Origin of the sequence: Halomonas campaniensis (assembly GCF_002211105.1) — a bacterium.
In the GTDB taxonomy this organism is placed as follows: Bacteria; Pseudomonadota; Gammaproteobacteria; order Pseudomonadales; family Halomonadaceae; genus Vreelandella; species Vreelandella campaniensis_A.
In genome coordinates this window covers 33,798-53,696 of sequence record NZ_JPUA01000051.1, presented here as the reverse complement: position 1 = coordinate 53,696, position 19,899 = coordinate 33,798, and the positions used below count along the sequence as shown (strand labels likewise).

Below are 19,899 nucleotides of genomic sequence, written 5' to 3'. Positions count from 1 at the left end.
AGCAGGCCACTAGGCCAGTTAATCTCCAAGGAGCACTCACATGTCTGTAATCAACACTAACATTACTGCCCTGATCGGCCAGAACAATCTTTCCAACTCTCAGTCTATGTTGGCCAAGGCGCAAGAGCGTCTGTCATCGGGTCTGCGTATCAACAGCGCTTCTGATGACGCTGCTGGTCAAGCCATTGCCAACAAAATGACGGCTCAGATCAAAGGCATGGATCAAGCTAGCCGTAACGCTAGCGACGGTATCTCCTTAGTACAAACTATGGAAGGTGGTCTTGATCAAATCAATGACAACCTCCAGCGTATTCGTGAGCTAGCGGTACAAGGTGCCAACGACACCAACGCTACAGAAGACCGTGATGCAATCGTTACCGAGATCAACGAGCGCCTAGCTGAAATTGATCGTGTAGCTGGCAGCAATAACTTTAACGGCACTAACCTGCTGAACGTCAGCGGTGGCGGTACCCTCAATATTCAGGTTGGTTCTAATACTGAAGCTGAAGACGTTATTTCTGTTACTACGCTTGACGCCACCGTAGATGGTCTTGGGCTGTCAGGTGGTGCTGTTACTGGCAGCACATTTGCCATTACTTCCGGTGGTGCTGCGGGTGTCGTTCACCAAGAATTTCAAGACTTGGTTGACTCTGTTGATACTGCAACTGAAACCCTTGATACCAACCGCGCTACCCTGGGTGCAACGCTTAACCGCTTTGACTCGGTAATCGATAACCTGGCGACGACGTCTACCAACCTTTCTGAAGCTCGCTCGCGTATCGAAGATGCCGACTACGCAGTGGAAGTGTCTAACATGACGCGCGCTAACATTCTCCAGCAGGCCGGTACCTCCATGCTGGCACAGGCTAACCAGACGCCTCAGTCTGTACTGTCTCTGTTGGGCTAATATTTAAGCTGGTAGTGATAAGCTAGAAAATAAAGAACGGGGCCAATTGGCCCCGTTTTTTTGCTTGCTGCAATGTCTGAGGGGGACTGATTGCGAGAACATCTACTTAAATACCTCTGCATTCGCGCCTTTGGTCACCGCGCTACCACGGTAAGCTAGGTAAATTGCCATTTTTCTGTGTGAGCTGCTTCATGGTTAAGACTTCTTCATCTACTAATCAAAAACGCAAGCCCCGCATATTATGGGCTAACCCATTCTGCTTACTAGATTCCTCTAGTGGGGCCAGCATGACCGTGCGGCAAATGCTGTTGCAGCTGGTAGCTCATGGGTATGAAGTCCAAATATTGGGCGCGACCGTATTTGATAATCCTAAGGGGATGGGAAAACTCAAAGAGCAATTTCCAGACCTGAACGCTCACTTGCACCAACTAATCGAAGCTGAAGATGGCCCGCTGACTCATCAGCTGGTAGTGAGCTATAGCCATAACCGGAATCACTTTACGACCCACGAAGAAGGGCTGTGGTACAGCCAGTATCTCTACATGCTGGATTCATTTAAGCCGGATATTGTTTGGTTCTACGGTGGTCAAACCTTGGACATGCTTATTGCCGATGAAGCGCGTGATCGCGATATCCCTGTCGCTTTCTACTTGGCCAATGGTAACTATAAGTCACCACGCTGGTGTCGTGATGTCGACTTGATCCTCACTGATAGCCAAGCAACGGCGGATATGTACCGTAAAACGGTTGGTTATTCAGCCAAACCTGTAGGTAAGTTCATTGCCCCGGAAAACTTTATCGCTGAACGCCATGAACGAAATCGGTTGCTGTTTGTTAACCCCAGTTGGCAAAAAGGGGTCAGTGTATTTGTGCAACTGGCAGAAAAGCTAGAAAGAGAAAGGCCCGATATTGAGCTTGAAGTGGTGGAAGCGCGGTCTGACTGGCCCGCTGTGCTGCGAGAAACCACGCGCCGAATGGGTGAGCTGCGTAACTCGTTGAGCAATGTAACCATTACTGCCAATACCAACGATATGCGCGGCCCATACAGGCGTGCTCGTGTGGTGATGGCTCCTAGCCTATGGTGGGAAAGCTCTGGAAGAGTGCTTGCGGAGGCCATGCTTAACGGAATTCCTGCACTGATTACCAACCGGGGAGGCATGCCTGAAATGATAGGCAATGCTGGTATTGCCTTTGATTTTCCGGATGCCTGCTATGAAGAACCCTACCATCACTTACTCAATGATGAAGAGCTGCAACCTCTCGTTGATGCAGTCATCAGCTTTTTCGATGACGAAGACCTTTACCAAGACTACGTAGCTCGTGCCTGGCAAGTAGGCAAAGAGAAGCATCACCTTGACCGCGCTACTGATAGACTGATTGGTGCTCTAACACCCCTGGTGGGGCAGCGAGCGGGCAATAAAGACTTCACTATTGCCCAGAGGAAGCGTCACCGCCAGCGCTTAGCCAGCCGAGCGACCAAGCCTGACTTTAAGGTCGATAGCTCTTTGCAGCAGTTGGTTGGTGCTAAGTCAGGTGAGAAACCGGAAAACAACGAGCAACAAACTAGCCGTTTGTCATTGACAGATAATTTTACCTGGCAAATCAAAGGTAAAATTATGGTGCTTGATAATCGCGCCAGCCTGCTCAAAAGTGGCCTTGCCGACCAGATGGCGGCTACGGAAGCCTTTGGTATTGTCGCCTTTGACCCCGCCAGTGAAATAAAGGAGGTCAAGCAATACGAAGGCAGTGAGTATATACAGCTATTCCAGCACGCACTGCTCGGTAATGGGGAACCAGCAAAGCTGCATGCCTGTGTCGCCCCGGAAATGACCAGTATTCTTGTACCTCTACCGGCCGAACAACTCCCTAAACGCCACCAGCTGGGTGCTAAATCTTTAGCTGAACTGCCTATTAATACCGTGGCATTAGATAGTATTGAAGGCCTGGGTAACCTTGACTGGTTGATTCTAGATGAACTTAGTGATGCCATGAGCGTGCTAGAAAATGGTAAAAAGTCACTCATAAATACACTGCTGGTTCAGGCACGTGTTGTCTTCCAGCCTACGCATCAACACCAACCAAATTTCGCAGAGCTACAGCACTGGGCCAGCCGTAATGGCTTTCGTTTCTACCGCTTCCATAACGTCAGTCAATATAGCCATTTGCCAGAAGAGCTAAACGACCGCACACCTTGCGCCACTGAGCAGGAAAGCGCCGATATGCTATTGCTGCCAAGCCATGAGCGTATGGCTAAGCTGAGCGAGAAAGAAAGAATTAAACTTGCCTTCATTCTAAGTGCAGTTTTTGCAGCGCATGACATGGCTTTTGAGTTGATAGCAGACGTTAGCCAGGATAGAGCGCTGGAGTTTCTGGAAGCTAAGAAGCTACTTCCCGCTGCCGTTGAGCAAAACAACAATGCAATGCCTCCAAAGATTGATTCAGCTAAAACTGCGTTTTTGGGTCAAGATGATAATCTTTTTGAATTGCTTAGTTGATTTATTTAGAGAGGACAAGCTTTATGTTTGCTGATGAAAAGTTTGCTGTTTTTGATGAGATTGTTTCTAGTGTTCCTGATAGTTATGAGTTGACTTATTCTCCACTTATAAGAGAAAGTTTTCTGTTCTGCCTTAAAGAAGTTAATCGAAAGGAAGTGGTTGCTTTTAAGGGTAGTATGACACTCTCAGGAGTGAAGCCTAATAGCTATCCAGAAAAAAAAGTTATCAAAAAAGTTGGTTATTTTTTTGATGAAGAGTTTTTGAAAAATATCATCAAAGGTTTTGAGAGCAAGGGCTTGGAAGTTGAAAAGTTGGAGCTTCTCCCCGCTAAATTTAAAAAAGTGTTAAGTAATAAGCAGAAAGAAGAAATCGATTTTTTTGACTCTATGCTTCAGGAGTGTTTTGGTACCAGTATTCGATCAAGCTTAGAAGAGAGATTTTACTTAATGAATGGGATGGTGGCTGACTACTATAATCTGTTGAAAAATTCAGGCGTCGATGCCTTGATTTTTCGAGTTTATTATGGCCTGTATTATTTTCCTATTATTCTCGCTTGTAAAATGCTGGGTATTACAGTTATTGATGTCCAGCATGGAATTAATGGGTTTAAGCACCCTTGTTATTCAAGGTTTAAAAAAAATGAGGTTGGCAGTCCATTACTTCCAGATGTCTTTTGGACATGGAGTGATATGGCAACAGAAATGCTAATAAAAGATAGTCATATTGCTGCCGGAGCTTCCATTGTTGAGGGGGGGAACCCTATCTTTTCTACTCATCTTCACGGAAAAGGGAAGAAAGTTCTATATACTCATCAGCCACAATCGAAAGGAATTCCTATTCCCATTGAGGAGATTAAACGTGTTGCTGAGATTAAAAAAAGAGAAGTGGTTATCAGACCTCATCCATTGCACGTAAATGAGGCAAAAGAAGTTTTTGATTTACTCAAAAAAGAGGGTGTAAAAGCAAAGATAGAGGATCCAAATAAAATTACTATCAACGACTCTTTGAGTCAATCGAGTGTCCATATAACTTATTCTTCAACATGCGCATTGGATGCATTGAACTTCGGTATTCCTTCAGTTTATTGTCATGACTATATCGGTGATGTTGAAAAAGAATTTGCTACCGGTCTTCTTTTTAAGTTGGATGAAATAAATAAAAAAAATATGTTCCCATCGCCGAGTAAGAGAGTTGATTATAGTTTTGGAAATGCGGAAAAAATAGGTGTTGGTATTAAGTTGCTTCTGAACCAAAAAGAAGAGGTTTTGTCAGGTCATGACGTAAATGCAGGGAGGTGGGGGTATGTATTGAAAAATAAAAAAATTGATATGACCGATATTGTTGAAATTAATAATGAGACGGTCGATTATATTAGGGGGCTCTCTTTTTTGGATATTAAGGAGAGGTGCAGTGAAATTACTTTTGCTAACTTGGATGATGTTGAGAAAGTTAGTGCTTGTTTAGATAAGACAGGTATTGTTATTATACCTGAATTTATAACTAAAGAGGTTTTTAGTGATATAGAAAAAGTGATTAATGATCTGAATGAAAGGATGCAGTGTTTTTTCTCTTCAGGTAAAAACTTGGAAGAGTCTGAAAAGATGCTTATCCAAAAAGATGTTGCTAAGCTTTCAGGTTATGACCAGTTGTCTAGCTATGGGAAAGCAGTTGCGCAGGTGAGGCTGGGTAAAGTTGGGCAAGATAGAGGTATGATTGATATATTTAATGTTGATCTAGCTTATCCTAGCCTTAAAAAATTAAGAAAGATCTATGAAGATTCAAACCTGCTTCGAGTTGTCTCTATTGGAGATACATTCGCTAGTTGTAAAAATTTAAATTTTTATCTAAATGAAGGTGTTACCGAAACCCGAGGTTTTCATGCCGATTCATATCGGCCTCAGTTAAAAGCATTTATATACTTAACTGATTGTATCTCTCTTGAGGATGGGCCTTATACGTATGTGCAAGAAAGTCACAAGGATAGTAAATATCGTCGTTTCAATATAGATGTCTCGAGTGTTCTGCCGAACAGAACCGAAGCTCCCTTTGTTGAAAAAGAAAAAATAACTCCTGTTATGGCTAAAAAAGGTGCACTTGTGATCTCTGACCAAAGCGGATTTCATCGTGGCTTTCCACAGAATAAAGGGCACCGTCGTGCAGTTGCCGTTATGAATATTAGATAAATATGGGGGTTAATTATGTTTAATGGTGCAAGTATTCTTGTTACTGGTGGCACAGGCTCCTTCGGCCACACTTTTATTCCCATGTTGCTGGCACGCTATAACCCTATGAAAGTCATCATTTTCTCACGTGATGAAATGAAGCAGTGGGAAATGGCCAAAAAGTTTGAAGGAGACTCCCGCGTACGTTTTTTTATTGGTGATGTTCGCGATCGCGAACGCCTCTATCGAGCACTAGATGGGGTGGATTATGTTGTTCATGCTGCGGCGACTAAGATTGTACCGACTGCTGAATACAACCCATTTGAGTGCATCAAAACTAATGTTTTGGGTGCAATGAACTTGGTAGATGCTTGTATTGATAAAGGTGTAAAAAAACTCGTGGCGCTCTCAACTGACAAAGCGAGTAGCCCTATTAACCTTTACGGGGCCACGAAGTTGACTTCTGACAAACTATTTGTAGCAGGTAATCATTATGCTGGCCCAAACCCGACACGTTTTTCTGTGGTGCGCTATGGAAATGTGATGGGGTCGCGTGGCTCGGTAATTCCGTTCTTTATGTCGATTATGGACAAAGGAGTGTTACCAATTACCGACGAACGTATGACACGCTTTATGATCTCCTTGGAGGAAGGGGTCGAACTGGTATGGCACGCCTTTGAGGATATGGAAGGAGGCGAGATCTACGTTAAGAAAATTCCTTCGATGAAAGTCACCGACTTGGCACGAGTCATTGCTCCAAAGGCCAAGCTGGAAGTGGTGGGCATTCGCCCTGGTGAAAAGCTACACGAGCAAATGATCAGCGCCGAAGATTCCTACTACACTTACGAATACCCTGAACACTTTAAGATTTTGCCGCAGATCAATAATTGGGATAAAGACGCTAACCGCATCAAAAACGGTAAGCGTGTGCCAGACGGTTTTGTCTATTCAAGTAATAATAACAGCGAATGGATGACAGATTCTGAGCTGCAGGCCTGGATCACTCAGAATCAAAAGAAAATCGGAGCTATATAATGATCCCTTACGGTCGCCAAGAGATTACTCAAGCTGATATAGATGCAGTGGTCTCTGTGCTGAAGTCCGACTTCCTCACCCAGGGGCCGCAAGTACCTCGCTTCGAGCAGGCAGTAGCCGCACATGTAGGAGCAAAGTATGCCTTAGCAGTCAATAGTGCTACCTCTGCATTACATATTGCCTGCTTGTCACTAGGCCTCGGAGAAGGCGATTGGCTGTGGACTTCACCGATCACCTTTGTTGCTTCAGCTAACTGCGGGCTTTATTGCGGTGCACAAGTTGACTTTGTTGATATTGATCCACGCACCTATAACCTCTGCCCCAAAGCGCTAGCGGCTAAGCTAGAGCAAGCAGAAACAGAAAGGCGCTTACCAAAAGTCGTCGTTGCTGTGCATCTATGTGGTCAATCGTGCGACATGCAAGAGATTAGTGTGCTTAGCCAACGCTATGGTTTTCGCCTTATTGAAGATGCTTCGCACGCCATTGGCGGTAAGTACCAAGGCGAGTTCATAGGCAGTGGTCGGTACAGTGATGTTACTGTATTTAGCTTTCATCCTGTAAAAATCATTACTACTGCCGAAGGTGGCATAGCGGTGACCAATAATGACAAATTGGCCAGCCGCATGAACTTATTACGCAGCCACGGCGTTACCCGTGATCTGAACTTAATGACGCATGAGTCGGACGGCCCCTGGTATTACCAGCAGGTGGAGCTGGGCTATAACTATCGCATGACCGAGCTGCAGGCTGCGTTAGGCATCAGCCAGATGGGTCGGCTAGTTGCGTTTGTTGCCCGCAGGCATGAGCTAGCCAAGCGGTATGATGAACTCTTAAAGGATCTGCCGGTAACAACGCCGTGTCAACACCCGGACAGCTATTCCGGGCTACATTTGTATGTGATTCGTTTGAAGCTGGACGCAATCAACAAAAAACATCGCCAAGTGTTTGAGTCTCTGAGAGAGCAGGGCATCATTGTGAATCTGCACTATATTCCCGTTCATATCCAGCCGTATTACCAGGAAATGGGATTTGAACCGGAAGCCTTCCCGCAAGCGATGCAGTACTACCGTGAAGCGATTAGTTTGCCGATGTTCCAGGGGCTGACGGATGAACAGCAGGATGACGTAGTGCAGGCACTGAAAATCGCTTTGGAAGTTGGAAGCTATTTATGAACCGAATTGCGATCATTCCCGCTCGCGGCGGCAGCAAACGTATCCCCCGTAAAAACATTAAAGACTTTTGTGGCAAACCGATGGTGGCCTGGTCGATTGAAGCTGCAAAAGCCAGCGGTTGTTTCGACAGAATTATCGTGTCCACAGACGATCGTGAAATCGCCAAAGTAGCCGAACAATGGGGTGCAGAAGCGCCATTTCTTCGCCCAAACGATTTGGCTGATGACTACACGGGTACGCTCCCGGTGATTCGTCATGCGGTCGAATGGCTAAATGATCATGAAATGATGGTGGGTTATGCCTGTTGCGTCTACGCAACGGCACCTTTTGTCACCCCAGAAGATATTCAGCGTGGTTGGGAATTAATGCAACAAAGCGTAGCCAGCTTTGTCTTTTCGGTAACCAGCTACGCTTTTCCGATTCAGCGGGCTATCCGGATTACTGAGAATGGCCGGGTTGCTATGTTTAACCCAGAGCACTTTCAGACGCGATCCCAGGATCTAGAAGAGGCTTGGCACGATGCAGGTCAATTTTATTGGGGTACAGCGGACTCCTGGTTGGAAGAGAAAATGATCTTTGGCGAAGACTCGGTGCTGGTGAAACTACCCCGCAACCGCGTTCAGGATATCGATACTCCTGAAGACTGGGCTCGTGCTGAGTGGCTATTTAAAGCCATGCAGGCAGAAATGGAGACTCAATGAAAATTGCTTTCCGCGCTGATGCATCCATTCAGATCGGCACCGGCCATGTCATGCGCTGCCTGACCCTGGCTGAAGAGCTGCGTCGACAGGGCCATCAGTGCCTGTTTATTTGCAGAAATCATGAAGGCCATCTGGCCGACTTGATCTCGCAAAAGGGGGTTGATCTTCACCTGCTGCAGTCACCAGAACAATTAGAAACGTTGGAAAAAGATGAACCACCGCTTGCTCATTCCGATTGGCTGGGTGTTCCATGGCAAACCGATGCAATGCAAACGCATGAAGTGCTTGCTGTTTACAATGCTGATTGGCTGATTGTCGATCATTACGCACTCGATGCCCATTGGGAACGCTCTTTGGCCGAGGTCGTTGGACAGATTATGGTGATTGACGACTTGGCAGACCGGGCACATGAGTGTGCGGTGTTGTTGGATCAAAATATGTTGGATAGCAATGCAAAACAACGTTACAAAGTGAAGGTCAATAACGAGTGTGATCTTTTACTGGGTCCACGCTATGCACTGCTGCGACAAGAGTATGAGTTGCTGGCCAATGCCCTGCCTGAACGTGATGGTAACATATCGAGAGTTTTGGTATTTGTCGGTGGAAGCGACCACGGTCATCTTACAGAACGCTATTTGGAAACGCTTCAAGCTGAGCCATTTAAACATCTATTCGTAGATGTTGTGCTTGGCAAGAACCATCCATCCCCAAAAGCTGTGGAACAGCTGGTGGTAAATCGAAGAAAAACACGCATTCACTATGGGTTGCCAAGTCTGGCTGCATTGATGATTAGGGCTGACCTAATGTTGGGTGCTGGTGGGACGACGAACTGGGAGAGAATGTGTGTCGGCTTGAACTCCATTGTTGCGAGTATTGCCAGCAATCAAACTGAAATAAACCGTGAGCTCGAAGTTCAAGGTCTTATACAGTTTCTGGGTGATGCAGAAATCCTGAACACCTGCGGAATTCACAAAGCCATAAAATTTGCATTGGAATATCCAGAATACAATCGGAGCCAGTCAAATTCTATGAGATCTATCGTAGATGGTCGTGGTACACAATATGTATTGCAACACCTAAAGGATATTCAAGATCGTGTCTCTTCGTAAACTTGATGAGCCAGACTTGGAATTAATGTTGAGCTGGCGGAACCACCCAATTGTTCGAGCCGGTATGTTTTCTCAGGGCGTTATCGAGTTGCATCAGCACAAAGCGTGGTTTAGACGTGAATCCCAAAAGAAGGATTCAGCTTGGTTTTTGTTTGTTGACATGAATGAAAAACCTGCTGGAGTGGTTTATTTTACAGAGATGGATCGCATAGCGAATCATGCTTTTTGGGGATTTTATGCAGCTCCTGATGCTCCACAAGGTACAGGTACCCAGATGGGTGTTGAGGCATTGGATTATATTTTTAATGAGGAGCAATTCCATAAAATCAATGCTGAGGTTCTGGAAAGCAACGCACGAAGTTACAAGTTTCATAGGAAGTTAGGTTTTCGGACTGAAGGAACCTTTTGTGACCACTACTTTGGATCTGGTGGTTATGAGAGTGTGACGCGGTTTGCTCTGTTGGCGCGAGAGTGGCCCGCACACCGAAAAGAGCTTTTTAGATTTTTGAAAACTTTTTCAGGCCGCGAGTAGATACCTTGCACACAAATACTTATATTTTGGCTTCATCTAAGCCTTGGCATAAAACGCAACTCGCTGCCAGCAAACTATCGAGCGGCGATCGAGTCTTGTGGGCTGAAAGGCCTTCTGAGCTAGAACAGCTGCTTGAATCTAATCCGGCCGTTCGCTATATCTTTTTCCTCCATTGGAACTGGTTAGTCCCCGAAACTATTTGGAAAAACTACGAATGCGTTTGTTTTCATATGACTGACGTACCATATGGTCGAGGTGGAAGCCCACTTCAAAATTTAATAGTTCGAGGCCATACAGAAACTATGCTTACAGCTCTGCGTATGGTTGAAGAAATGGATGCGGGGCCAGTGTATGCAAAACGTCGTTTCCTGTTGGAAGGAACGGCCCATGAAGTTTATCTACGGGCGGGTGAGCTGAGTTTCGAGTTGATCCGATGGATAATAAAGAATGAGCCTCAACCAGAACCCCAGAAAGGCGAACCGGTGATATTCAAACGCAGGACACCTGAGCAAAGCTTGCTGCCAGTATTTGGCTCTATCAAAAATCTTTATAATCATATCCGTATGTTAGATGCTCCAACTTATCCGAAGGCCTATTTGGAGCATGGTGAATTTATTCTTGAGTTCTCTGGTGCTAATACTTGTGAAGGCGAGCTTACAGCTACCGTAAAGATTCGCAAAAAAAAGCAGGAGACAACATGAAAATAAGTATTGATGGTGTAAAAATTGGTCCGGAACACCCGCCTTACATTATTGCCGAACTCTCGGCTAACCATAATGGTTCCTTAGATAGAGCCCTTGAAACTATCAAGGAAGCAAAACGACGAGGTGCTTCCGCAATAAAACTACAAACTTATACAGCGGATACGATGACTATCGACAGCGACCGCCCTGAGTTCCTGATTAAAGGTGGGCCATGGGGCGGCTATAAGCTTTACGACCTTTACAAGTGGGCACAAACTCCTTTCGAGTGGCATAAAGCCATGTTCGATTATGCTCGTGAGCTTGGAATCACTGTTTTCTCGACACCATTCGACGAGAGTGCTGTAGATCTGTTGGAAGAGCTGAACGCTCCAGCATATAAGATTGCCTCATTTGAGCTTACGGATCTCCCGCTAGTGGAGTATGTTGCTAAAACCGGAAAGCCGATGATTATGTCTACCGGAATGGCTACAGAATATGAAATCGAAGAGGCGGTTACAGCCGCTCGTAACGCAGGCTGTAAGGAACTGGTTTTACTGCATTGTGTTAGCAGCTATCCGGCTCCTATGGAACAGGCAAATGTCGCCCAGCTGGTAGAATTAGGGCGTCGTTTTAATGCCGTACCAGGCTTGTCAGATCATACGTTGGGCACCACAGCCTCGGTTGCTGCCGTATCGCTAGGTGCGTGTCTTATTGAAAAGCATTTTATTTTGGACCGTAATGATGGCGGGCCCGATAGTGGTTTTTCGATTGAACCGCAAGAACTTGAAAGGTTATGCACTGACGCTTATGACGCCTGGGCCGCTGTTGGTAAAGCCGGGTACAATCGCCAGGAGGCTGAGCAGTCTAATAAGATGTTCCGCAGATCGATTTACTTCATGCGAGATATGAAGGCTGGAGAATCAGTCTCTGAAACAGATATTCGCCGAATCAGACCTGGGGTTGGCATAGAGCCAAAGCATTTCAATACCCTAATCGGTAAAACGCTGCAGGTTGATGTAAAACATGGCACGCCTACAAGCTGGGAACAATTCAATGACTAAAATTGTTCTTGTTGTAGCTGCGCATACCGATGACGAAGCCTTGGGCTGTGGCGGTACCATTGCACGTCACGTGGCCGAGGGTGATAGCGTTCATGCCGTCTTTCTTGCTGACGGGGTAACCTCACGGCCGAAAGCTAGCACTAACGATATCGAAGAACGCTATGAAGCTGCAGCTAAAGCGCAGAAAGTGCTTGGCATTCGTCGTACCTATATGCTGGGTTTCCCGGATCAACGCACCGATAGCGTGCCATTTCTTGAGGTTGTTCAGGCGTTAGAAAAAGTTATTCAAGAAATTCGTCCTGAAGTGATATATACGCACCATTACGGTGACTTGAATGTTGATCATCGAATTGCTCATCAGGCCGTGATGACTGTCTGTCGCCCAGTACCTGGAAGTAGTTTTAGAGAAATTTATGCGTTTGAAGTGCTTTCCAGCACAGAATGGAATTCCCCGGGCAGCCTCTCATTTGTTCCTAATGTGTTTGTTGATATTTCAGCGCATCTTGAAACGAAAATTAAAGCTCTTGAAGCATATGGACTTGAAATGCGAGAAGTGCCTCACTCTCGCTCTATTATTAATGCTAAAAGGCAAAGCGAATATAGAGGAGCTTCAGTAGGAGTTAGAGCAGCTGAGGGGTTAATGTTAATAAGAAGAGTTAAGTGAGTATATCGAAGTGGTGGAGGTTTTGACGATAGCTTCTCACTCGAACCCGTGAGCTAGCAGCATTATGCTGTGACATTAAAATGGCTTGACAAGCGCTTGATGATGTGGGTTTGTAGTGATCAACTAATATCGGACAGTAATTTAAGATTTTCCTCAGCTCCAACGTGAGACACGCCACCGTTAAATGAATGAGGTCGCTGCTGGTTGTAGTAACCTATTAGATAGCAGAGATAGAGTCCCAGAGAACATTGAAATCTTAGTGTCTTTCTCCATCAAGCCCTAAAGTAGCTATCCTTTCTGCCGTTACTCAATGTAATAAGCTGTTTACAAGGATGTCCTGAATGACGGTGATTAATACGAATCTGCTCTCTTTAAACGGTCAAAACCAGCTCAAGCGCTCACACTCTGCTATGGAGACTGCAATCGAACGCCTTTCTTCGGGGTTGCGTATTAACGGGGCGAAGGACGACGCTGCCGGGCAGGCTATTGCTAACCGCATGGAGTCCAACCTTCAAGCAGGAAAGACGGTAACCCAAGGCATCAACGATGGCATCTCACTGATGCAAACTGCTGAAGGTGGTCTTGATAGTATTAATGATATTTTGCAAAGAGCGCGGGAGCTGGCTATTCAATCCGCCAATGGCACCCTTTCTGATGCTGATCGCTCCTCGGTCAATGCCGAGTATCAGCAGCTTGCAGAGGAGATCGACCGATTGGCCTTCAGTACAGAGGCGTTTGGTAAGACACCACTCGCTCCTGCTGAACCGCGTCCCTTGCCAGTTAAGCTCGGCGAGGCACCTCATATTACTGAGCTTCTTGAGCCTGGTTTTAAGGGTTTTATCTCCGGTACAGTGTCATTGGCTTACATACCTGAGGGGGCCACTAACGTCACGTTGGAGATCGACTCTTTTGGTTTAGATGATGACATTCAGATCTTCACGCAAGATGGGAAGCATCTAATAGGAACGCCTATTGATGGGGCTCATCCTGACCATGTATGGCAGTCCCGGGACGCTACCGATCTTAATGCTTCACTACTCACGTCTGAAAATGGATTTGAACCTGGGGCAAGTTACGATGCTAGCCTGCTACAAGATGCGGTGGGAAGTTATGACCTTAACTCGCCACCTGTTGCACTTGATTATAACGACATGAAAATTACTTATAGCGGCGACGGTGATCGGCTTGATGAGGCATCGGCTGATGATGACGGTACCGAGTTTAACAACGGCAACCTGTCGGAAAATATGCTGGAGCGAGTAACTTTCGATAAAGTCACCGAAAACCTGATTGTTTTCGTGGTAGGCCAAGGTTCATTTAATGCCAGGGCTACTTGGGATGACATGCCAGTTGAGTATGACGACCCCGAGCCAGTATCAACTCCCGTTAGTACTCCTACCAAGATAGTGGTTAGTGCGGGGGTTGGTCAGGAAATGGATTCCATCACGATCGCTCCCACGCCTTCTGATACGCAATCACTGGGGCTTGAAGGGGTTGCTCTGGATCCTATCGAGAAGGCCTTGGAAGCAATGCAGAAGCTTGAGCAGGCAATGGGGCAAGTTGATGGCTATCGGAGTCAGTACGGGGCGCTCAATAACCGCTTTGAATCTGCCATTGGCACCTTGAGCCAGGAGCAAGTGAGCTTGGGAACGGCCAAGTCGCGAATCGAGGATGCGGATTATGCCGTAGAGACATCTAATATGATGCGCGCACAGATTTTGCAGCAAGCTGGTACCTCGATGCTAGCTCAAGCCAACCAGAATCCGCAAAGCGTTCTTTCTTTGCTGGATTAATTAGTCTATTGGTTTTTTTATTGTGCAAGTCTCGACACCTGCGGGCTCGCTTCTTCTAAAACGTCTACCACTAATGACTTAGCTCACTAAAATTGATCTTCCCGGCGTTTGCTCGATAATGAATAGTTATCTTCGGCACTCGCCACCTTGCGGGTGCTCAAATTTTACGTTCGTCATTGGGCGGGAAGACACCCCATGGATCCGCAAAAACTGGCGGTAACCTTAGCGATTGCTGCAGGCTGGTTGAGTTTCAACAGCCTGATCATTTACATGTATTTTCTATTAGGGGGAAGAGGTGTACTCGAAGGGGGAATGTGGCGTGGCGGAGAGTGGCTAAGGCTTGGGCAGACAGCGCCAGCTGATGAGAGCAGTGAAATCCCCGCTGAGCCCCCTGCTGTTGCTAAACAGATGAATACCTCCTCTACGTTACCCGAGAGTGAAGATAGCGTAGAGGAGGTAGCACCTGTGGCGGTAGAGGAGAGCACTCATGTACTGTTTGTGATGTTTGACCAGCCGGATATTGCACTCAACAAAAAGCTGCTCTCTAGCCTACAAAAGTGGGAAGCGCACTACGATGCCGCATTCCAGGTTTACAGCGTGCCAGGTGTTACACCGCAAAACCCATTGCGGATTGCCAATGCCTACCCGCCTGGCGTAATGCCCTCCCCAGAGACTTTCCTGCAAGATGAGCACTTAATTGGGGGCGTGAGCGTGATCCTCAAAAAGCCCAAGCGCAGGCGTGGGTTTGATAAGGTGCAGTTGGAGAAGCTCGTGACGTTTACACAGGAGTTGGCTGCGTTAGGTGGAAGCGTGCTAGATGCCGAGCGCCAAATGGCTACCCCTAAAACGTTCCTGGCAATCCGGCAGAAGTAGCCCGACACCCCTCTGCAGCTACATATTCAATAAAAGAATAAAAATTAATTTTAATATTCTTTTGTATGCTTTTTTCGTAGGGGTAAAATAGCTGCCATCAATGCCTCATGACTATTCGTGTGGTTATTCGTATCGTCGCACTACCGACCAACGAGGAAACAGACTTATGCCACTACCCCGTAAGCTTAACCTAACCCTGGCCGCCCTTTCGTTGAGCGTTGCTAGTGGACTGTTAGCCGCCTCTGCCCAAGCCGACACGCTTCGAGTCGGTATGTCCGGTGGTTATTTCCCTTTTACGTTTGTGGAGCAAGACGAGCTAAAAGGCTTTGAAGTTGATGTCATGAATGCCGTGGGTGAGATCACCGGTGATGACATTGAGTTTGTCACCGCGAGCTTCTCGGGCTTGGCGGGGATGCTGGAGTCAGGGCGTATCGATACCATTGCTAACCAGATTACGATCACCCCGGAGCGTGAAGCGAAGTATGTGTTCACTTCGCCTTACGTGTACGACGGTGCTCAGGTCGTGGTGCGGGCGGGTAATGATTCTGTTCAGGGTGTGGAGGATTTATCCGGCAAAAGCGTTGCGGTAAACCTGGGCTCCAACTACGAGCAGCTACTGCGTGAACAACCGAACGCAGATGAAATCGACATTCGCACCTACGAGTCCAACATTGAGCAAGATGTGGCGCTAGGCCGTGTTGAGGCATTTGTAATGGATCGCGTCAGCGCTACGCAGGTGATTAAAGAGAAAGGCTTACCATTGGAACTGGCTGGCCAGCCGTTCTCAACCATTGAGAATGCGCTGCCGTTTCGTGATGATGAGGCGGGCCGTGAACAGCGTGACCGCGTTGATGCAGCCCTGGCTGAGCTGCGTGAAAGCGGTGAACTGAGTGAGATATCCGCAAAGTGGTTCGATACTGATATCACTCAGCCGTAACCGTTGGAACTATTCGCTTCAGGCGGCCGTGGCATTGCCATGGCCGTTTGCTTATCTGCAATTTGGCTATGCTTTATGACCATGTTGAATGACCATGCTTAACCTTGAGTATATGTGGGGGCTGTTGCCGGTTTTGCTGCGCTATCTGCCGCTCACAATTCAGATGGCGACAATCGCCATGTTCTTTGCGCTGGTTATCGCCTGCCTGTTGGCTGTGGTGCGGGTATCGCAAGTGCCTGTGATGAATGGCTTAGCGCTGCTGTTTATCTCTTTTTTTCGTGGTACGCCGCTGTTGGTACAGCTGTTTTTGTTTTATTACGGCTTGCCCCAACTGATTAATGCGCTCATTTCCATTAATGGTGTGACTGCTGCGGTGTTAGGGCTAACGTTACACTTCTCTGCCTACATGGCCGAGTCTATCCGCGCTGCCATTGTGGGCATTGACCGTAGCCAGACGGAAGCCGCACTCTCCATCGGCATGACACAGTCGCAACTGATGCGCCGCATCATTCTGCCCCAGGCGACCCGTGTGGCAACGCCGACACTGATGAACTACTTCATCGACATGATCAAGGCGACCTCACTGGCCTTTACGCTGGGGGTGACCGAGTTGATGGGCGCTACCCAAAAAGAGGCTGCGGGGAGCTTCCTCTATTTAGAAGCATTCCTGCTGGTGGCGCTGATTTATTGGGCGATTGTGGAAGTGCTCTCCTGGGGGCAGCGTCGGTTAGAAATTTACCTGAATAAGGCCTATCAACGATGATTTCGCTGCAAGGCATTACCAAGCGTTTTAATGGCCATACGGTGTTTAACGATATCAATTTGAGCCTTTCCCAAGGCGAAATCATTGTCATCATCGGCCCTTCCGGTACAGGTAAGTCGACGCTGCTGCGCTGTATTAACTTCCTTGAACGCCCTGATGCAGGCCGTTTGCAGGTAGGGGATCTGAGTGTCGATACCCAGCATGCCAGCCGGGCGGATATTCTCGCGCTGCGTCGGCGTACTGCGTTTGTGTTTCAGAACTACGGCTTGTTCGCTAACAAAACCGCGCTGGAGAATATCAGCGAGGGTATGATCGTGGTGGACAAAATGCCCAAAGCCAAGGCCCACGCCCGCGCTAGAGAGATTCTCGAACGCATCGGCTTGGCGGATAAAGCGGATGCTTATCCGGCGTCACTCTCCGGCGGCCAGCAGCAGCGGGTGGGAATCGGCCGGGCGATGGCGGCCAACGCCGATGTGATTCTGTTTGATGAGCCGACCTCATCCCTTGATCCTCAGTGGGTCGAGGAGGTGCTGAGCCTGATGAAGCAATTAGCAGTAGAACGCCAAACGATGATCGTGGTCACCCACGAAATGCAGTTCGCTCGGGAAGTAGCCGATCAAGTTGTCTTTATGGATGACGGCGGTATCGTCGAGCAAGCCCCGCCTGAGGAGCTGTTCACCGCACCAAAAGACGAGCGAACGCGACACTTCTTGCGCAAAATTTTAGCGCCCACGGGGCAGGCGGTGCCCTAAGGCAGGCCGAGAGCCATTGAGCACCTTGCACTCATTGACAACTGCTAGCAAGCGGGCCTAGCGCGTGATAGACTACGCCATCCTCTCAGACAAGTCCCGTGGGCGGGCAGCTTATTTAGACTGCCTGCTGCACATTTTGGTAGGATGATACGCCTGCCAAATCAATTGGTTGTTGCGGAAACGTCGTGCTGTGACAGCGCAGCCGACGAATACATATTTAATTTCGTTGCCGTTTTATCGGCAACCTTTATTCTCCAAGGAGATACCCTGTGGCGAACAGCAAGCAAGCTCGCAAGCGCGCCCGCCAGGCCGAGAACCGTCGCGTCCTGAAATCCAGCCAGCGCAGCATGGTTCGCACCTACATCAAGCGTGTAGTGAAAGCGATCAGCACCGGCGACCACGCCAAGGCAATGGAAGAGTTCAAGGCAATGCAACCGGTCGTTGACCGTATTGCAGACAAAGACGTGCTGTCTAAGAAGAAAGCAGCTCGCCTGAAGAGCCGTTTGAACAAGCGTATTAAGGCACTGGCGGCGTAAGCCGGCAGGCGCCATAAAAAAACCGGCTGCGGCCGGTTTTTTTGTGTCTGGATATTCTCTTTGGATGGTTTCTTTGGATGGCCTTTTCTGGATAGCTTATGACGGCGAAGAAAGCACCCAGTACCTCCCCTGATACCGCAATAGCCCGTCGTGGGCTAATGCGCTCGGGCCTTGTGGTGAGTGCCATGACCATGCTGTCGAGGGTGATGGGGCTGGCGCGCGATGTTGTCGTTGCAACCTTGCTGGGGGCAGGGGATGGCGCCGATGCGTTCTTTGTGGCGTTTAAAATTCCCAATTTTCTGCGCCGTCTGTTTGCCGAGGGGGCCTTCAATCAAGCCTTTGTGCCGGTACTTTCAGAGTACTCCACCCAGCGCAGCCGGGAGGAGATACGCGCACTGCTGAATGCCACTGCCGGTAGCCTAACAGCGGTGCTGGCGTTGATGACCGCCGTGGCCATGCTTTGTGCGCCGTGGCTGATTTGGGTGTTTGCCCCCGGTTTTGGCAGTGACCCGGAGAAACTGGCGCTGACCGCAGACATGCTGCGCTTAACGTTTCCCTATTTATTGCTGATCTCGCTCACCGCGTTTTCTGGCAGCGTACTGAATACCTGGAACCGCTTTGCGGTACCCGCGTTTACCCCGGTGCTGCTGAATCTTTCGCTGATTGGTGCGGCGCTGTTTTTAATGCCGCTAATGGAAGAGCCCGCCATGGCGCTGGCTTGGGGTGTTCTGATCGCCGGGGCCGCCCAGTTGGTTTTTCAGGTGCCGTTTTTACTGCGCTTGGGCTTGATGCCCACACCCTGGCCTAATTTTGCCCATGAGGGAGTGCGGCGCATACTAAAGCTTATGGGGCCTGCGCTGTTTGGGGTATCGGTATCGCAAATTAACCTACTGCTGGATACTGTTTTGGCATCACTGCTGGCGGCGGGCAGCGTGTCGTGGCTCTACTACTCGGATCGTTTGGTCGAGCTACCCCTCGGCGTGTTCGGGGTGGCCATTGGGACGGTGATTCTGCCTGCGCTCTCTAAACGCCATGCTGACCAATCCAAAGAGCACTTTGCGGCGATGCTCGATTGGGCTATCCGTATTGTATTGCTGTTAGGCTTACCCGCAGCGCTGGCGCTGGCAGTATTGGCTGAGCCGCTATTGATCACGCTGTTCCATTACGGGGCGATGACCGATAACGACATCCAGATGGCCGCGATGAGCCTGCGCGCTTATGCCTTCGGTTTGGTAGCCTTCATGTTGATCAAAGTATTGGCGCCGGGCTTTTTTGCTCGCCAAGACACCAAAACCCCGGTGAAGGTAGGCATTATCGCCATGGTCGCTAATATGGTGTTTAACCTACTGCTGATTTGGCCACTGGCCCATGCCGGGTTGGCGTTAGCCACAGCGCTTTCTGCGTTCTTAAACGCGGGCTTGCTGGGCTACCTGCTCTATAAGCAGCAAGTATTGGTCTTTCAGCCGGGTTGGAAGCGTTATTCGGTGCAACTGATAGGTGGTAGTGGATTGATGTGTGCGGCACTCTACTTTGTCGCGCCCGACTGGCAGGCGTGGCTTACCTTTGGGCTTTGGCAGCGGATAAGCTGGGTCACTGGGTTAGTCATGCTGGGCGGCTCGCTCTATTTTGCGTGGCTGGCGGCACTGGGTTTGCGTGTTCGTCATTTTAAAATGCAATCGTAACTGCACCCCGTCGGGCGTGTTCGTTATAATCAGAGGCTTTAT

18 protein-coding genes are annotated in these 19,899 nt (G+C 48.3%); all 18 read left to right on the top strand.

Features of this window, described 5'->3' with window-relative positions; genetic code table 11:
* Positions 1-40 precede the first annotated feature (40 nt).
* The 18 genes from JI62_RS22400 to murJ all read left to right on the top strand — a co-directional run bounded on the left by JI62_RS22400 (position 41) and on the right by murJ (position 19,857).
* Entirely contained in the window at positions 41-907 is an 867-nt protein-coding gene (locus JI62_RS22400; RefSeq protein WP_088702272.1) for a flagellin, read from the top strand.
* 287 nt (positions 908-1,194) lie between these two features.
* Positions 1,195-3,402 carry a glycosyltransferase gene (locus JI62_RS22395; protein ID WP_205737560.1) on the top strand — a complete coding sequence of 736 codons (2,208 nt, stop codon included), beginning with the start codon at positions 1,195-1,197 and terminating at the stop codon, positions 3,400-3,402.
* A gap of 23 nt (positions 3,403-3,425) precedes the next feature.
* Complete coding sequence (locus tag JI62_RS22390) at positions 3,426-5,585, top strand: hypothetical protein (RefSeq protein WP_088702270.1); 2,160 nt, start codon at positions 3,426-3,428, stop codon at positions 5,583-5,585.
* A 15-nt stretch (positions 5,586-5,600) separates the two neighbouring features.
* The gene (pseB, locus tag JI62_RS22385) at positions 5,601-6,599 is read left to right on the top strand and encodes a UDP-N-acetylglucosamine 4,6-dehydratase (inverting) (protein WP_088702269.1); all 999 of its coding nucleotides are present in this window, start codon (positions 5,601-5,603) and stop codon (positions 6,597-6,599) included.
* The gene (gene pseC / locus JI62_RS22380) at positions 6,599-7,771 is read left to right on the top strand and encodes a UDP-4-amino-4,6-dideoxy-N-acetyl-beta-L-altrosamine transaminase (protein WP_088702268.1); all 1,173 of its coding nucleotides are present in this window, start codon (positions 6,599-6,601) and stop codon (positions 7,769-7,771) included. Before pseB ends, pseC begins: the two co-directional genes overlap by 1 nt.
* Entirely contained in the window at positions 7,768-8,472 is a 705-nt protein-coding gene (pseF, locus tag JI62_RS22375) for a pseudaminic acid cytidylyltransferase (protein WP_088702267.1), read from the top strand. The genes pseC and pseF overlap by 4 nt, the downstream gene beginning before the upstream one ends.
* Positions 8,469-9,581 (top strand): UDP-2,4-diacetamido-2,4,6-trideoxy-beta-L-altropyranose hydrolase, encoded by a 1,113-nt coding sequence (pseG, locus tag JI62_RS22370; protein ID WP_088702266.1) that lies wholly within the window; start codon positions 8,469-8,471, stop codon positions 9,579-9,581. Before pseF ends, pseG begins: the two co-directional genes overlap by 4 nt.
* Positions 9,568-10,113: a UDP-4-amino-4,6-dideoxy-N-acetyl-beta-L-altrosamine N-acetyltransferase gene (gene pseH / locus JI62_RS22365; protein WP_088702265.1), complete on the top strand. Its 546-nt coding sequence runs from the start codon at positions 9,568-9,570 to the stop codon at positions 10,111-10,113. Before pseG ends, pseH begins: the two co-directional genes overlap by 14 nt.
* A gap of 5 nt (positions 10,114-10,118) precedes the next feature.
* Positions 10,119-10,814 (top strand): methionyl-tRNA formyltransferase, encoded by a 696-nt coding sequence (locus JI62_RS22360; RefSeq protein ID WP_088702264.1) that lies wholly within the window; start codon positions 10,119-10,121, stop codon positions 10,812-10,814.
* Complete coding sequence (pseI, locus tag JI62_RS22355) at positions 10,811-11,857, top strand: pseudaminic acid synthase (RefSeq protein WP_088702263.1); 1,047 nt, start codon at positions 10,811-10,813, stop codon at positions 11,855-11,857. The genes JI62_RS22360 and pseI overlap by 4 nt, the downstream gene beginning before the upstream one ends.
* Complete coding sequence (locus tag JI62_RS22350; RefSeq protein ID WP_088702262.1) at positions 11,850-12,521, top strand: PIG-L deacetylase family protein; 672 nt, start codon at positions 11,850-11,852, stop codon at positions 12,519-12,521. Before pseI ends, JI62_RS22350 begins: the two co-directional genes overlap by 8 nt.
* A gap of 341 nt (positions 12,522-12,862) precedes the next feature.
* Positions 12,863-14,314: a flagellin gene (locus tag JI62_RS23065; protein WP_088702261.1), complete on the top strand. Its 1,452-nt coding sequence runs from the start codon at positions 12,863-12,865 to the stop codon at positions 14,312-14,314.
* A gap of 195 nt (positions 14,315-14,509) precedes the next feature.
* Entirely contained in the window at positions 14,510-15,187 is a 678-nt protein-coding gene (locus tag JI62_RS22340) for a cell division protein ZipA C-terminal FtsZ-binding domain-containing protein (RefSeq protein WP_088702260.1), read from the top strand.
* 166 nt (positions 15,188-15,353) lie between these two features.
* Positions 15,354-16,124, top strand: a complete 771-nt coding sequence (locus tag JI62_RS22335) for an amino acid ABC transporter substrate-binding protein (RefSeq protein ID WP_088702259.1) — start codon at positions 15,354-15,356, stop codon at positions 16,122-16,124.
* A gap of 94 nt (positions 16,125-16,218) precedes the next feature.
* Positions 16,219-16,887, top strand: coding sequence for an amino acid ABC transporter permease (locus tag JI62_RS22330; protein WP_088702274.1), 669 nt, complete (start codon positions 16,219-16,221; stop codon positions 16,885-16,887).
* Positions 16,884-17,639 (top strand): amino acid ABC transporter ATP-binding protein, encoded by a 756-nt coding sequence (locus JI62_RS22325; RefSeq protein ID WP_088702258.1) that lies wholly within the window; start codon positions 16,884-16,886, stop codon positions 17,637-17,639. Before JI62_RS22330 ends, JI62_RS22325 begins: the two co-directional genes overlap by 4 nt.
* Before the next feature lie 269 nt (positions 17,640-17,908).
* Positions 17,909-18,175, top strand: a complete 267-nt coding sequence (gene rpsT / locus JI62_RS22320; protein ID WP_008959243.1) for a 30S ribosomal protein S20 — start codon at positions 17,909-17,911, stop codon at positions 18,173-18,175.
* Positions 18,176-18,273: 98 nt separating this feature from the next.
* Positions 18,274-19,857, top strand: a complete 1,584-nt coding sequence (gene murJ / locus JI62_RS22315; RefSeq protein WP_088702257.1) for a murein biosynthesis integral membrane protein MurJ — start codon at positions 18,274-18,276, stop codon at positions 19,855-19,857.
* Positions 19,858-19,899 lie beyond the last annotated feature (42 nt).